This window comes from uncultured Bradyrhizobium sp. (genome assembly GCF_936928535.1).
Classification (GTDB): Bacteria; Pseudomonadota; Alphaproteobacteria; order Rhizobiales; family Xanthobacteraceae; genus Bradyrhizobium.
The window spans coordinates 1-14,143 of sequence record NZ_CAKZHY010000142.1 but is presented as its reverse complement, the minus strand read 5'-3'; the positions used below and the strand labels follow the sequence as shown (position 1 = coordinate 14,143).

At 64.6% G+C, this 14,143-nt stretch carries 13 protein-coding genes; 3 read left to right on the top strand and 10 right to left on the bottom strand.

The annotated features are described in order from the left end of the window. Window positions 1-47: 47 nt before the first annotated feature. From Q0687_RS27840 to proB, 7 genes are all read right to left on the bottom strand, one after another. Complete coding sequence (locus Q0687_RS27840) at window positions 48-1,412, bottom strand: S41 family peptidase (RefSeq protein WP_298884244.1); 1,365 nt, start codon at window positions 1,410-1,412, stop codon at window positions 48-50. Beyond that, window positions 1,409-2,776, bottom strand: a complete 1,368-nt coding sequence (locus Q0687_RS27835) for a peptidoglycan DD-metalloendopeptidase family protein (RefSeq protein WP_298884241.1) — start codon at window positions 2,774-2,776, stop codon at window positions 1,409-1,411. The genes Q0687_RS27840 and Q0687_RS27835 overlap by 4 nt, the downstream gene beginning before the upstream one ends. Before the next feature lie 31 nt (window positions 2,777-2,807). Continuing rightward, window positions 2,808-3,290, bottom strand: coding sequence for a 23S rRNA (pseudouridine(1915)-N(3))-methyltransferase RlmH (rlmH, locus tag Q0687_RS27830; protein ID WP_298884239.1), 483 nt, complete (start codon window positions 3,288-3,290; stop codon window positions 2,808-2,810). A gap of 106 nt (window positions 3,291-3,396) precedes the next feature. Beyond that, the gene (rsfS, locus tag Q0687_RS27825) at window positions 3,397-3,753 is read right to left on the bottom strand and encodes a ribosome silencing factor (RefSeq protein ID WP_298884235.1); all 357 of its coding nucleotides are present in this window, start codon (window positions 3,751-3,753) and stop codon (window positions 3,397-3,399) included. A 213-nt stretch (window positions 3,754-3,966) separates the two neighbouring features. Then, window positions 3,967-4,611 carry a nicotinate-nucleotide adenylyltransferase gene (locus Q0687_RS27820; RefSeq protein ID WP_298884233.1) on the bottom strand — a complete coding sequence of 215 codons (645 nt, stop codon included), beginning with the start codon at window positions 4,609-4,611 and terminating at the stop codon, window positions 3,967-3,969. A gap of 23 nt (window positions 4,612-4,634) precedes the next feature. Then, window positions 4,635-5,930, bottom strand: coding sequence for a glutamate-5-semialdehyde dehydrogenase (locus tag Q0687_RS27815; RefSeq protein WP_298884230.1), 1,296 nt, complete (start codon window positions 5,928-5,930; stop codon window positions 4,635-4,637). A 229-nt stretch (window positions 5,931-6,159) separates the two neighbouring features. Next, a complete protein-coding gene (proB, locus tag Q0687_RS27810; RefSeq protein WP_298884224.1) occupies window positions 6,160-7,281 on the bottom strand; it encodes a glutamate 5-kinase in 1,122 nt (373 codons plus the stop codon). Window positions 7,282-7,466: 185 nt separating this feature from the next. Between proB and Q0687_RS27805 the strand changes: the two genes are divergently transcribed. Next, entirely contained in the window at window positions 7,467-8,432 is a 966-nt protein-coding gene (locus Q0687_RS27805; protein ID WP_298884221.1) for a Bug family tripartite tricarboxylate transporter substrate binding protein, read from the top strand. 132 nt (window positions 8,433-8,564) lie between these two features. Here the strand turns inward: Q0687_RS27805 and Q0687_RS27800 are convergent, their stop codons facing one another. Further along, entirely contained in the window at window positions 8,565-10,199 is a 1,635-nt protein-coding gene (locus Q0687_RS27800; protein ID WP_298884219.1) for an alkaline phosphatase family protein, read from the bottom strand. Between the two features lie 145 nt (window positions 10,200-10,344). Further along, the gene (gene obgE, locus Q0687_RS27795; protein WP_298884218.1) at window positions 10,345-11,385 is read right to left on the bottom strand and encodes a GTPase ObgE; all 1,041 of its coding nucleotides are present in this window, start codon (window positions 11,383-11,385) and stop codon (window positions 10,345-10,347) included. A 156-nt stretch (window positions 11,386-11,541) separates the two neighbouring features. Between obgE and Q0687_RS27790 the strand changes: the two genes are divergently transcribed. After that, window positions 11,542-12,540, top strand: a complete 999-nt coding sequence (locus tag Q0687_RS27790) for an ABC transporter substrate-binding protein (protein ID WP_298884216.1) — start codon at window positions 11,542-11,544, stop codon at window positions 12,538-12,540. 27 nt (window positions 12,541-12,567) lie between these two features. Here the strand turns inward: Q0687_RS27790 and Q0687_RS27785 are convergent, their stop codons facing one another. Beyond that, complete coding sequence (locus Q0687_RS27785) at window positions 12,568-13,047, bottom strand: MaoC family dehydratase (protein ID WP_298884214.1); 480 nt, start codon at window positions 13,045-13,047, stop codon at window positions 12,568-12,570. A 119-nt stretch (window positions 13,048-13,166) separates the two neighbouring features. On the opposite strand from Q0687_RS27785, the gene Q0687_RS27780 reads away from it, so the two are divergent. Further along, a complete protein-coding gene (locus Q0687_RS27780; protein ID WP_298884211.1) occupies window positions 13,167-14,081 on the top strand; it encodes a DMT family transporter in 915 nt (304 codons plus the stop codon). Window positions 14,082-14,143 lie beyond the last annotated feature (62 nt).

Here is a 14,143-nt window from a genome sequence, read left to right as displayed (position 1 = left end):
AAGGGCGGCTCCTGGAGCCGCCCTTTCGCCCGATCGGATGAAACGCTCTAGTTCGCCGCTTTCGGCTTGTCCGCGGCGGGCGCGGCCTTGTTGTCGCTGCCAGGCGCCGGCGCTGCGGAGGCGCTGTTCTTGATGCCGTGGAGCAGGTCGTCGGCCATCTTGAGCGCCTTGTCGTCCTTGGCATCCGGCGGGACGTAGGACTGCGAACCGGTCTTCTCGTCGCCGTCGTTCTTGAGGTGGCCGCGCAAGGACGCTTCGCCCTTGGTGTCGGTGCGCGACTTCAGCTCATCCGGGACGTCCTGCAGCACTTCGATATCGGGCACGATACCCTTGGCCTGGATCGACTTGCCCGACGGCGTGTAGTAGCGCGCCGTGGTGAGGCGCAGCGCGCCGTTGCCGCTTCCGAGCGGGATGATGGTCTGCACCGAGCCCTTGCCGAACGAACGCGTGCCGACGATGGTCGCGCGCTTGTGGTCCTGCAGCGCGCCGGCGACGATTTCCGAAGCCGAGGCCGAACCGCCGTTGACGAGCACGATGACAGGCTTGCCCTTGGTGAGGTCGCCCGCATGCGCGGTGCGGCGCTGGGTCTCCTCGGCATTGCGGCCGCGGGTCGAGACGATCTCGCCCTTCTCCAGGAACGAGTCGGACACGGTGACGGCCTCTTCGAGCAGGCCGCCCGGATTGTTGCGCAGATCGATGATGTAGCCCTTGAGCTTGTCGCCGATCTGGCTCGAGAGGTTGGCGACCTCCTTCTTCAGGCCTTCGGTGGTCTGCTCGTTGAAGGTGGTGATGCGGATATAGGCGATGTCGTCGGCCTCGACGCGCGCGCGCACCGAACGTACGCGGATGTTGTCGCGCACCAGCGTGACGTCGATCGGATTGTCCTGGCCCTTCCGGATGATCTTGAGCTTGATCTTGGTGTTGACGGGCCCGCGCATCTTCTCGACGGCCTGGTTCAGGGTCAGGCCCTGCACCGCTTCATCGTCGAGATTGGTGATGATGTCGTTGGCCATGACGCCGGCGCGCGAGGCGGGCGTGTCGTCGATCGGCGAGACCACCTTGATCAGGCCGTCTTCCATCGTGACCTCGATGCCGAGGCCGCCGAACTCGCCGCGAGTCTGCACCTGCATGTCGCGGAAGCTCTTGGCGTCCATGTAGCTCGAATGCGGATCGAGACCCGAGAGCATGCCGCTGATGGCGGATTCGATCAGCTTGGTGTCGTCGGGCTTCTCGACATAGTCGGAGCGCACGCGCTCGAACACGTCGCCGAACAGGTTGAGCTGGCGATAGGTGTCAGCGGTCGCAGCTCGCGCGCTTGAGCCCATGAACACCGCGCGCGGCTGGGTCACGAACAGCGTCAGCGCCGCACCGGTGGCCGCGCTGAGGAGGATAACTGAAGTCTTGCGCATCATCCGCGAACCTTCTCGCCTTCATTTGCGGCCCACCATGGGCCTGGATCGATTGGAGTGCCGTCTTTGCGGAACTCGACATACAGCACAGGTTGACTCGCGTTGGTGGCGAGAATGGAGGCGACTTGAGATGTCGACCCCATGGTCGCGACCGGCTCCCCCGTGAGCACAAACTGTCCGATGTTTACCGAAATGCGCTCCATCCCGGCGATCAGGACATGATACCCGCCCCCGGCATTGAGGATCAAGAGTTGTCCATAGCTCCGGAACGGGCCGGCATAGACCACCCAGCCGTCGCAGGGCGTCGTGACCTGGGAGCCGGGCTTGGTGGCCAGCGAAATACCCTTCTGGACCCCGCCGACTCCGTCGGAACCGCCAAAGTCCCTGATCTTGTTACCGTTAACCGGCAACGGCAGGAGCCCCTTGGCCGAGGCAAACAGGATGGCCGGGCTGGTCCGGGAGCGGTCCTTGAATACGGCCGGGCCGGGTTTGGTGTTGGCCGCGTTCGCTGCGGCCTCCTTGGCTGCCTTGGCCTCGGCCTGCCTGGCGGCCTCGGCGGCCTTCTCGGCCGCCTTGGCGGCGCTTTGCAGGTCCTGCTCCATCTTGGCGATCAGCCCCTGGAGATCGCCGACCTGCTTTGACAGCGTGATGGCGCGCGAATTCTCGGCATCGAGGTCCTTTTCGCGCGAGGCCTGCTGGCGTTGCCGCTCGTCGACCAGCGCGGTGAGCCGGGTCTGGTCGCTGCGGATCCTGTCGCGGTCGGAGGCGAGCTGGTCGCGTTCGCTCGCGATGGTCTTGCGCAAGGCGACGAGTTCGCCAAGCTCGCCGGCGATCTTTTCCGCGCGGCTGCGCAATTCCGGCACGACGGCGCCGAGCAGCATCGCCGTGCGCAGCGATTGCAGCGCATCTTCGGGCCGCACCAGCAGCGCCGGCGGCGTGCGCCGTCCGGCGCGCTGCAATGCCGCCAGCACCTCGACGATGTCGGCGCGGCGCGAATCGAGCGAAGCGCGCGCCTGCTGCTCGCGGCCGTTCAGTGTCTTCAGTCGCGCCTCGGCCTCGTCGATCTTGGTCTCGACGGTGCGGACATTGGCGGCGGTGTCGATCAATTGCTGATTGAGCTGGGTGCGGTCCTGGCCGAGCGAGGCGATCTCGGCCTTCAGCTTGGCCTGCGCCTCCGCCGCGCTCTTCTGGCTCGCGCGCGCGGCTTCCAGCTCCTGCTCGCGCTGCTTGATCGCGTCGGGTGAGATGGCCGCGGTCTGGGGCGCCGGTGCCGCCGTCTGGGCTTGCGCGAGGCTTGCGTAACCTTGCGCGAAGCTTGCGCCCGAAACGCTCGCGATCAGCAGCAAATTGAGGACAGGCGCTCGCATCAGTCGGGCAAGGTGCTCGTTGTGGCGCGAATCACGCGCGATGATAGGGGTGGCCGGCCAGAATGGTGGCGGCCCGATACAACTGTTCCAGAAGCATGACGCGGACCATTTGATGCGGCCAGGTCGCAGAGCCGAACGCGATCGCGAGCTTGGCCTTACGGCGCAATTCGGGCGAAAGTCCGTCCGCCCCTCCGATCACGAAGATAGTATGACCCGCGCCCTCGTCGCGCCAGCGTCCGAGATTCCGTGCGAATACGGTGGAATCGAGATTTTGCCCGCGCTCGTCCATCGCCACCAGAATCGATTTTTCCGGAATGAGCGCCGAGATTGCCGCGGCCTCTTCGGTTATGCGCGTGGCGGTGTCGCGTGCGCGGCTCTCGGGGATTTCGTGGATGGTCAGCTCGCGAAATCCGAGCTTGCGGCCGGCCTCTTCGAACCGCTCGAAATAGCGGTCGGCAAGCTCCCGTTCGGGACCCTGCTTCAGCCGGCCCACCGCAATGACTGCAACACGCATGAGTTCAGAGTCGTGCTTTCATGACCGCGCGCATCCCGCGCGCGCACGACGCTAGCATGCGCGACAGCCGATTCGAAATCGGCCAGACAGGCCGACCAAGTCGAGCCTAGATCGCCTTCGCCGCCCCTGGGCCCTGCGTGTACAATCTCTCGAGATTGTAGAACTCACGGACCTCGGGTCTGAACACGTGCACGATCACATCGCCGGAATCGATCAGCACCCAGTCGCAATTGGGCATGCCCTCGACATGGATGTTCTTGATGCCGGTTTCCTTGAGGCTCTTCGTCACGTTCTCCGCGATCGCGCCAACGTGCCGGTTCACACGGCCCGTGGTGACGATCATGTAGTCGGAGTATGCCGATTTGCCGCGAAGGTCGATGGTGACCGTCTCTTCCGCCTTCATGTCCTCGAGGCGGGAGAGGATCAGGCTCAGCGTCTTGTCGGCGTCGGGTTGCGCCTTCAAGGCCGCAGCTTTGGTCGATGTTTTACGCGTCGGTTTCGTAGCCTTGGGTAAAACAGACTTCGATGAAGTCGACTTGGACAATACAGACGTGGCCAGGGACCATTCCTTTCACTGTATCGCGAAGACCGAATCCGGCCTTCGCTGGTTACACTACATCATGTGGGGTTAAGGGTTTCAATATGCCAGAGAGCCCGTAAATCCCCACACTCAGTCTCACTTCGTACCTTTCCAGCTCCCGTCCGGGTTCCTTAAGCCCGTCGAGGAGAGGTTGAGCTTCAATCCGGTCAGGAAGACCCAGGCCGGCGCCGGCCGATCCGCAAGCAAGGCTGCCTCATTCTCCGGCACGCGATAGCGCGCGAGCGCCTGGGCGGCGGGCGAAGCGAGGGCGCGAAAACTCTGTGGCGGGCGATCGATAACCGCAATCGGCACCTGGTCGGCGATGCGCCGCCAATGCTGCCAACGATGGAATTGAGCGAGGTTGTCGGCGCCCATAATCCAGACAAAGCGCAAGCCACTGAGACGGCGGCGCAAGGTGTTGATCGTGTCGATAGTATAGCGGGTACGAATGACGGATTCGAGACAGCTCACCTCGATCCTGGAATCGTTGGCGACATCGCGCGCCGCCTGCATGCGCTCTCCGAGCTCATGCAGATTGCCGTTCTCCTTGAGCGGATTCCCTGGGGTCACCAGCCACCAGACGCGGTCGAGCTGGAGGCGCTTCAGCGCGAACTGACTGATCGCGCGATGGGCCTGATGCGGGGGATTGAATGAGCCGCCGAGCAGGCCGATGCGCATGCCTTCCGTGTAGGGCGGTATGGCCTGCGCGAAGAAACGTGGCGCGACGAAATTGTTACTCAATGCCCCACGCCCCGCGCCATGCCTTACGGCCGCGTCTGCCCCGTGCCATGAACGCGGTACTTGAAGCTGGTCAGCTGCTCGGCACCGACAGGACCGCGGGCATGGAAGCGTCCGGTGGCGATGCCGATCTCGGCGCCGAAGCCGAACTCGCCGCCATCGGCGAACTGCGTCGAGGCGTTATGCAGCACGATCGCGGAATCGACTTCGCTGAGGAATTTCTTCGCGGCGGCATTGTTCTCGCTCACGATCGCATCGGTGTGGTGCGAGCCGTGATCCCCGATGTGTGCGATTGCGCCGTCGACGCCGTCGACCACCTTCGCCGCGATGATCGCGTCGAGATATTCGGTGTCCCAATCGTCTTCGCTGGCGGCCTTTACGCGTGCGTCAGTCTTCTGCACGGTATCGTCACCGCGCACTTCGCAGCCCGCCTCGAGCAGCATCTCGATCAGCGGCTTCAGAGCCTTGCCGGCCGCAGCGCGATCGACCAGCAGCGTTTCGGCTGCGCCGCAGACGCCGGTGCGGCGCATCTTGGCGTTGAGCACGATCTCCTTCGCCATGGCGAGGTCGGCACTGCCGTCGACATAGACGTGATTGACGCCCTCGAGATGCGCGAACACGGGCACGCGCGCCTCCTGCTCGACGCGCGCGACGAGACTTTTTCCCCCGCGCGGCACGATCACGTCAATCGATCCGTTGAGACCTGAGAGCATCATGCCGACCGCCGCGCGGTCGCGCGTCGGCACCAGCGTGATCGCGGCCTCGGGCAGTCCGGCTTCGCGCAGGCCCTGCACCAGGCATTCATGGATCGCGCGGCAGGAGCGGAAACTGTCGGAGCCGCCGCGCAGGATCACGGCATTACCCGACTTCAGGCAGAGCACGCCGGCATCGGCGGCGACATTCGGCCGGCTCTCGAAGATCACGCCGACGACGCCGAGCGGCACGCGCACGCGCTCGATGGTCATGCCGTTTGGCCGCTGCCAGCTCTCGGTGACGATGCCGACGGGATCGGCGATGTCGCGCACGATGGCGATGCCGTCGGCCATGCCTCCGACGCGCCCCTCGGTCAGCGTCAGGCGGTCGATGAAGGACGAGGTGGCATTGCCGGAGGCGCGCGCTTCCGCGACATCTTCGGCATTGGCGGCGAGGATCGCGGCAGAATTCGCGCGGATCGCCCGCTCCATGGCCTCCAGCGCCCGGTTCTTCTGCTCCGGCGACGCCAGCGCCAGCACGCGCGCGGCAGCGCGGGCACGGGTGGCGAGATCGGACATCAGCGCCTGAAGATCGGCATTGCCGTCAACGGCTTTGAGGGGGGCGGCCATAGGGGTTCAAACCTTCTGCTAAGGCGGTGTCCTAGCACGGAAATCCCGCTTTTGCGAAGGGCGGGTAGGGTATGGCTGGGCTTCGATTGGCGACTTCGGGGGTGGGTCAGTGGCTTACTCCCGCTCCCAACTGCGTCGTCATTCCTGGACGGTGCAAAGGACCAGACCCGGAATCTCGAGATTCCGGGTTCGGTGCTAGCGCACCGCCCCGGAATGACTGTGGGGCCGGCTACCCGCCCACCACCAGATCATCGCGGTGGATCATCTCCGATCGCCCGCTGATGCCGAGGATGGTCATCACATCAGGGGAGGAGCGACCTTTGATCTTTTCGGCGACCTCGGCGTCATAGGCGATCAGGCCGCGGCCGACCTCGCTGGTGTCGGGGCCACGGACGATCACGGCATCGCCGCGGGCGAACTGGCCCTCGACCTTGATGACGCCGGCGGGCAGCAGGCTGGCGCCGGCGCGCAGCGCCGTCACTGCGCCTGCATCGATCGTCAGCGTCCCCTTCGGCTCCAGTGAGCCCGCGATCCAGCGCTTGCGCGAGGTGACGGGGTTGGCCGGCGTCAGGAACCAGGTGCAGCGGCCGCCATCGGCGATCGCCTGCAGGGGGTGCTCGATCTTGCCTGACGCAATCAGCATATGCGTGCCGCCGGTCGTGGCGATCTTGGCCGCCTCGACCTTGGTGCGCATGCCGCCGCGCGACAGTTCGGACTCGGCATCTCCGGCGACAGCCTCGATCTCGGAGGAGATGCTTTCGACCACAGGAATGAGCTTGGCGTTCGGATTGTTCTTCGGCGGGGCGTCGTAGAGCCCGTCGATGTCGGAGAGCAGCACCAGGAGATCGGCACTCGCCATGGTGGCGACGCGCGCGGCGAGGCGGTCATTATCGCCGTAGCGGATCTCGGTGGTCGCGACCGTGTCGTTCTCGTTGATCACGGGAATCGCGCGCCACTCCAGCAGCTTGCCGATGGTGGAGCGCGCATTGAGATAGCGACGGCGCTCCTCGGTGTCCTGCAGCGTGACCAGGATCTGGCCCGCGCCGATGTCGTGTGCCCCGAGCACTTCCGACCAGATCCGCGCCAGCGCGATCTGGCCGACGGCGGCCGCGGCCTGGCTCTCCTCCAGCTTCAGTGGCCCGCGCGGCAATTTGAGGCGGCTGCGGCCGAGCGCGATCGAGCCCGAGGACACCACGAGGACGTCGCGGCCCTCCTTGTGCAGCTTCGCCATGTCGTCGGCGAGCGCGGCCAGCCAGGACGCCCGCACCTCGCCCCTGTCGGAATCGACCAGCAGCGCGGAGCCGACCTTGACGACGATGCGGCGGAATTGACTGAGTTCGGGGCTGGCCATGTTGCGTGCGACGAATTGTTCTGGGAGACGGCGGAGCGACGGGCCGCGCCGATCAGGCCTGCTTTTGCAGCAGGACGATGGCCGGCGCAAGGCGGCAGGCCTGGTAAAGGCGAAGGTCGGTCTTGTCTTGCCGGCCAGCCGGGCTCTAATGCCCCCAATCAATAACGGGCTGAACGAGGAAACCAATGGATCGCCGCAAATTCATGGCCGGATGTCTCGGCCTGCCGCTCCTTGCGCAGGCGGGTGAAGCTCAAGCGCAGGCCGGGCTGAGCAAAATCATCTTCCCGTTCGCGGCGGGCGCCGGCGGCGATACGCTGTGCAGGCTGATCGCCCAGGAGATCGCGCCGATGCTGCAACGGACCATGGTGGTCGAGAACCGCACCGGCGGTGACGGCCTGATCGGCATCAAATCGGTGAAGGGCGCAAGCCCCGACGGCAGCATGGTGCTGGTGACGACAGGGCCGACCATGTATCTGCTGCCGATGGTGGAGACGACGCCGAGCTTCGACACGGCGAAGGATTTCATGCCGGTGTCGCTGCTGGCGCGGTTCGAGTTCGCGCTGGTTGTCGGCCCGGCCATGGATGTCGCCGACTTCAAGGGATTCGTCGCGTGGCTGAAGGCGCATCCCGACAAGACCTCGTTCGGCGTGCCGAGCAACGGTACCATTCCCCACTTCGCCGGCTCGAAGCTCGAAAAGGACCTCGGCATTCCCCTGACCCGCGTGCCCTATCGCGGCAGCGCACCGATCCTCAACGACCTCGTCGGCGGCCACATCTCTTTCGGGATCGTGACGTTGGCAGATGCGCTGCCGCAGCACCGCGCCAAGAACGTGAAGATCATCGGGGTCTCGAGCGCGGAACGTTCGCCGTTCGCGCCTGAGGTGCCCACGCTGAAGGAGAGCGGCATCGATCTCGTGGCGGACGCCTGGTACGGCATGTGGCTTCCCGCCGGTAGCCCGCCGGAATTTGCCAGCAAATTGGGTGCGGCTGTGAGCGCTGCGCTTGCCAAGCCTGACGTGAAGGAGAAGCTCACGGCGATCGGGCTGATACCGGTCGGCAGCAGCGCGGACGGACTGACAAAGGAGCTCGCGGCGAACACGGCGTTCTGGCAGCCGATCGTGAAGGCAACGGGATACAAGATCGAGAATTAGGCTTCGCTTGTGCTCCACACTCGCCGTCATGGCCGGGCATGTCCCCGCCATCCACGTGCATCGACGTGAATGCCCGGGTCAAGCCAGGTCAGGCCCGGCCATGACGAACTGAGAGCGCCGCGCTCCGCTCACTCACATCTTCGCGCGCTGCGCTATCCCATCCTTGATCGCGGCGAGCTCTTTCTCGTCCCAGATGCCGATCAGGATTCCGCCCTTCACCTGCAACTGATTGTCCGCATAATTCGCGATCTTCTCGCGCGGCGTGGTGATGTGGTCGTTCGGATGCAGCGCCCAGTCAAACAGCTCGGCCTGCAATCGCGCGATGATCGCAGCGCATTCTGGATCATCGCCGCGATCGACATATTCGTCCGGGTCGGTCTCGAGGTCGTACAGCATCGGGCGGAAGCCGGAGGCGTGGATGTATTTCCAGCGGCCGTCGAACACCATGAACAGGCGGCAGCGCTCGATCGGCTGGTTCAGCTTCAGCCTGACATCCTGCATCGAATAGTCATATTCGGAGAACGCCACCTTGCGCCAATCCGATGGCCTCTCGCCGCGCAGCAGCGGCAGCAGCGAACGTCCTTCGAGAATGTGGCCCGGCACCTTGCCGCCGAAATAATCGACGAAGGTCGGTGCGAGATCGATGCCTTCGACCAGTGCATCGCTGCGCGTGCCGCGCGTGGCGTCGGCCTCTTTCGATGGATCGATGATGATCAGGGGAATTCTTGCAGACTGTTCGTGGAACAGGTCCTTCTCGCCCATCCAGTGATCGCCGAGATAATCGCCGTGATCCGAGGTGAACACGATCATGGTTGTTTCCAGGAGGCCGCGTTCACCTAAGAACTTCATCAGCACGCCCATCTGGTCGTCGATCTGGGTGATCAGGCCCATATAGGTCGGGATCACCTTCTCACGCGCCTCGTCGCGCGCCATGTTGCGAGAGTAGCGCATGTCCATATAGGCGCCGAACACCGGATGCGGATTCTGCCGCTCACGCTCGGAACGGATCACCGGGATCATGTCCTCGGTCGAATACATGCTGGCGTAGGGTTCTGGCGCGATGTAGGGCCAGTGCGGCTTGATGTAGGACAGATGCAGGCACCACGGCCGGCCGTCGGTCTCGGCTTCGCTGATGAAGTCCATCGCGCGCCGCGTCATATAGGGTGTCTCGGAATGCTCGTCAGGCACGCGCGCGGCCTTGTCGGCGTGCACCAGCAGCCAGCCGTTCTGCAGCGAGCCGTCTTCGTCCGCGCCTGAGTTGGCCCAATGCTCCCAGGGATTGGTTGCCTCAAATCCCTGCCGGCGCAGATATTCGTCGTATTTCGGGCGTGGCCGGCCGGTCGGATGCAATCCGTCGTCACGCTCATAGGGCTCGAAGCCGCATTCGGCGACATGCACGCCAATGACGGATTCCGGCGGAATGCCGAGCGCCTTCATGCCTTCGAGATCGGGCGCCATATGGGTCTTGCCGACCAGCACGTTGCGCACGCCGATCTTGTTGAGGTGATCGCCGAGCGTGGGCTCGCCGACGCGTAAGGGCCAGCCATTCCAATGCGAGCCGTGCGAGCGCATGTAGCGGCCGGTGTAGAACGACATCCGCGACGGGCCGCAGATCGGCGATTGCACATACGCCTTCGTGAACAGCACGCCGCGCTTCGCCATGGCGTCGATGTTCGGCGTCTTCAGCGTGGGATGGCCGGTGCAGCCGAGATAATCATAGCGAAGCTGGTCGCACATGATCCAGAGAACGTTCTTCGCGCGCGCCATGCGTCATCCCTGTCGTTTCTTGATTGCCTGATGCTGCGCTATCGAGGGCGCGATGGCAACTGCAGGAGATGCGTGAGGTTGCGCCACACTCTCAAGCGTCGTCCCGGCCCCCCGTGCGCAATTGCGCACTAGGCCGGGACGACAACTAAGCCGACCAGGGCTCCGCTTCGGCCGCGCTCTTGGCCTTGGCCGAAACAGGGGCTTCACCGATCACCTCGACCAGCGCGCGCAACGCTTCCTTGACGCCCTGGCCCGTGGCGCCGGAGAGCAGCAGCGGCGTCTTCTTCGCCGCGCGCTTCAGCCGGTCTTTCTGCTTCTTCAGCTCGTCCGGCTCGACGGCGTCGATCTTATTGAGCGCGACGATCTCGATCTTGTCGGTGAGCTGACCACCATAGGCGTCGAGCTCCTTGCGGACGGTCTTGTAGGCCTTGCCCGCATGTTCGCAGGTGGCGTCGACCAGATGCAGCAGCACGCGGCAGCGCTCGACATGACCGAGGAAGCGGTCGCCGAGGCCGGTGCCTTCATGTGCGCCCTCGATCAGGCCGGGAATGTCGGCGAGCACGAATTCGCGGCCGTCGGCATTCACGACACCGAGCTGCGGATGCAGGGTGGTGAAGGGATAGTCCGCGATCTTCGGCCGCGCGGCGCTGACCTTGGACAGGAACGTCGACTTGCCGGCATTGGGCATGCCGACGAGGCCGGCGTCCGCGATCAGCTTCAGCCGCAGCCAGATCCAGCGCTCTTCGCCCACCTGGCCGGGATTGGCGTTGCGCGGCGCGCGATTGGTCGAGGATTTGAAATGAGCGTTGCCGAAGCCGCCATTGCCGCCCTCAGCCAGCACGAACTTTTCGCCGACATTGGTGAAGTCGTGGATCAGCGTCTCGCGGTCTTCGTCGAAGATCTGCGTGCCCAGGGGGACCTTCAGCACGATGTTCTTGCCGTTGGCGCCATGGCGGTCCGAGCCTTGGCCGTTCTCGCCCTTCTGCGCCTTGAAGTGCTGTTGGTAGCGGTAGTCGATCAGCGTGTTGAGGCCATCGGCCACCTCGATGATCACATTGCCGCCGCGGCCGCCATTGCCGCCGGAGGGACCGCCGAACTCAATGAACTTCTCGCGGCGGAACGCCACGCAGCCGTTCCCGCCGTCACCGGAGCGGATATAGACCTTTGCTTCGTCAAGGAATTTCATGGGCCATAGGTAGGCCAGCCGGACACCCGCGGCAACCCGGGTTTGCCCGCAAATCGGCCGAAATTTAAGCGATTTCGTCCCGTGCTTAACCAGCCGGCACGCTCTCGCGTCGGCCTGATGTGATATAGCGGGGCCAAATTGGGGAGTGGCGTTCGGATGCGGCGACGGGAGTTCATCGGGGGCACGATTGCGGCCGCGTTATTGTCGCGCGCCGGTGCGCAGCCCGCCGCCAGCAGGAAGCGCCTTGCGATCTACAGTCCTTCGGAACCGTCGGCGCAGATGCAGGAGGACAGCGAGAACCGCTATTACCGGGCGCTGTTCGCCGAGTTGCGGCGGCTCGGCCAGATCGTCGATGACAATCTCATCGTCGAACGCTGGGGCGCGGAGAAGGCCGGCGCCGGTGCTCCGGCTTTGGTCGAGGAGGTGGTCCGCAGCAATCCCGACGTGATTTATGTTGTCGGCCTCGGCGCATTGCTGTTCAAGCGGGCGACCTCGACGATCCCGGTCGTGGCGCTGACGGCCGATCCGGTGGCGCAGGGGCTTGCCGCCAGTCTCGCGCGGCCGGGCGGGAATTTCACTGGCGTCAGCGTCGATACCGGTCCGTCGATCCACGGCAAGCGCATCGCGCTGTTGCGCGAGATGTCTCCGAAGCTTGGCCGGCTCGCCTTCATCACCCTGCGCGGGGCATGGGAGGGCCCTCAAGGTCCGAGCGTCCGCGCGGCTGCATCTGCCGCGGGCGTCGAGGTCACTCCGTTTCTGGTCGACTTCCCAACGACCGAGGCGAGCTATCAGGATCTCATCGACCGGATCGGTTCCGATGGGGCCGACGCCATCATGGTCGGCGACAGTCCTGATGTCATGACCAAGCGCGCCATCATCACCGCCAAGATCGCTTCGATTGCGCTTCCTGCGATCTACCCTCTGGCCGATTTCGTCGATGTCGGTGGTCTCATGACCTATTCGTTCGACCTTGTCGAATTGAACAAGCGCGCGGCCAACAACATCGATGCGATCCTGCGCGGCACATCGCCCGGCGAGATCCCGTTCTATCAGGCCTCCAAATTCGAGCTGGCATTGAACCTCAAGGCAGCCAAGGCGCTGTCGCTCGATGTGCCTGCAACCCTGCTCGCGAGCGCGGATCGGGTGGTCGAATGAAGCCGCGTGGGTTCGTTCGCGTGATCCTTACGCCGGCCGGCGCCGGATCAGGAATTTCTGCATGCCTTCCAGCACCAGCTCCTTGCGCTGGTTGAACACCGTGCTCCGAAGCGTCACGGTGCCGGTGGTTCGGCCCGGCACGAGTTCGATCACCTCGAGGGCCGGATAAATGGTGTCGTCGGCGAAGACGGGCTTGAGGAACCGGCTCGACTGCTCCAGGAAGCCGACCAGGGACTCCTCGACCATGAACGGAAACAGGCCCGCGCCGGGCGCGGTGTGGATCAGCGTCTGGAAGCCGTGGGCGAGCAGATGCGGCATGCCGCGGGCGCGGCAATATTCCACATCGTAGTGCACCGGGTGAGTGTCGCCGCTCGCGGTCTGAAACGCCGCGAACACCGCCGTCGTCTGGGTCCGGCTCGGCAGCACGAAGCGTTCGCCGACCACGAAATCCTCAAACCAGCGTTGCGCTGACATCATGCGGTGCTGGGCCGGGTCGAAGTCGGTCATGTCGATGCTCTTTTCTCGGTGAAGTGACTATCGCTACCGCGGCGCGAAGAGTGCGACAATCCGCTCAATCGGCTTGCGCGGGCTTGTCGCGCGCGCCCGCCTCATTAAAACGGCGTTCGATGCCCTTCTTCAAGAATATCTCCGCCTATGACGACCGCTCGGCACGGCTCGCCGGCATCGGCTTGATGGTGCTGTCGATCTTCATGTTCTCGTTCGGTGACGCCACGGGCAAATTCCTGGTCGGGACTTATTCGGTCGGGCAGCTCCTGTTCCTGCGCGCCTGCGCGGCGCTGCTGTTGCTGTCGCCGCTGATCTGGCGGCAGCGTCATCAGTTCCTGCATCTGGAGCGGCCGCGCCTGCAGCTGTTTCGTGTCGTGCTGTCGACGCTGGAGGTCGCGGCCTTCTTCCTTGCGGCGGTCTATCTGCCGCTCGCTGACGTCATCACCTATTATCTTGCCGGCCCCATCTTCGTCACCGCGATGTCGGCGATCTTTCTGGGCGAGAAGGTCGGCTGGCGGCGCTGGACGGCGATTTTGATCGGGTTCTGCGGTGTGCTGATCGCGCTCAGGCCCTCGGCGCAGACGGTGAGCCTGCCGGCGCTGATCGCGCTCGGCGGAAGTCTTTCCTTCGCAACCCTGATGCTGATCACCCGCAGCCTGCGCAAAACGCCCGACATCGTGATGGCGTCCTCGCAATTCATCGGCACGTTCTCGCTTGGCGCCGTGCTGTCGGCCTTCCACTGGGTGCCGCCGACCCCAGGCAGCCTGGTGTTCTTCGCGCTGGCGGGATGCATCTCGGTGACGGCGCTGTTCTGCGTCAACCGCTCGCTCAAGCTCGCGCCGGCGAGCGTGGTGGTGCCGTATCAATATTCGATGATCGTCTGGGCGGTGATCTTCGGCTTCGTCGTGTTCGGCGATGTGCCCTCCATCGCGACCATCGTCGGCGCCGCGATCATCATCGGCGCCGGCTTCTACATCTATCTGCGTGAGCGCGATCTTGGCCGCACCGGCGGAGATGTGACTCCGCCGGTGTAGCCCCACCGTCGTCCCGGCGAAGGCCGGGACCCATATGTGGACGGCCCCCGTGGCACAAGAGC

Bases quoted from the DNA above. Each gene is read 5' to 3' on its own strand.
- Q0687_RS27835 (WP_298884241.1), bottom strand. From the start codon at position 2,776: ATGCGAGCGCCTGTCCTCAATTTGCTGCTGATCGCGAGCGTTTCGGGC.
- Q0687_RS27785 (WP_298884214.1), bottom strand. From the start codon at position 13,047: ATGACCGACTTCGACCCGGCCCAGCACCGCATGATGTCAGCGCAACGC.
- Q0687_RS27840 (WP_298884244.1), bottom strand. From the start codon at position 1,412: ATGATGCGCAAGACTTCAGTTATCCTCCTCAGCGCGGCCACCGGTGCG.
- Q0687_RS27790 (WP_298884216.1), top strand. From the start codon at position 11,542: ATGCGGCGACGGGAGTTCATCGGGGGCACGATTGCGGCCGCGTTATTG.
- rlmH (WP_298884239.1), bottom strand. From the start codon at position 3,290: ATGCGTGTTGCAGTCATTGCGGTGGGCCGGCTGAAGCAGGGTCCCGAA.
- Q0687_RS27805 (WP_298884221.1), top strand. From the start codon at position 7,467: ATGGATCGCCGCAAATTCATGGCCGGATGTCTCGGCCTGCCGCTCCTT.
- Q0687_RS27780 (WP_298884211.1), top strand. From the start codon at position 13,167: ATGCCCTTCTTCAAGAATATCTCCGCCTATGACGACCGCTCGGCACGG.
- proB (WP_298884224.1), bottom strand. From the start codon at position 7,281: ATGGCCAGCCCCGAACTCAGTCAATTCCGCCGCATCGTCGTCAAGGTC.
- obgE (WP_298884218.1), bottom strand. From the start codon at position 11,385: ATGAAATTCCTTGACGAAGCAAAGGTCTATATCCGCTCCGGTGACGGC.
- Q0687_RS27815 (WP_298884230.1), bottom strand. From the start codon at position 5,930: ATGGCCGCCCCCCTCAAAGCCGTTGACGGCAATGCCGATCTTCAGGCG.
- Q0687_RS27800 (WP_298884219.1), bottom strand. From the start codon at position 10,199: ATGGCGCGCGCGAAGAACGTTCTCTGGATCATGTGCGACCAGCTTCGC.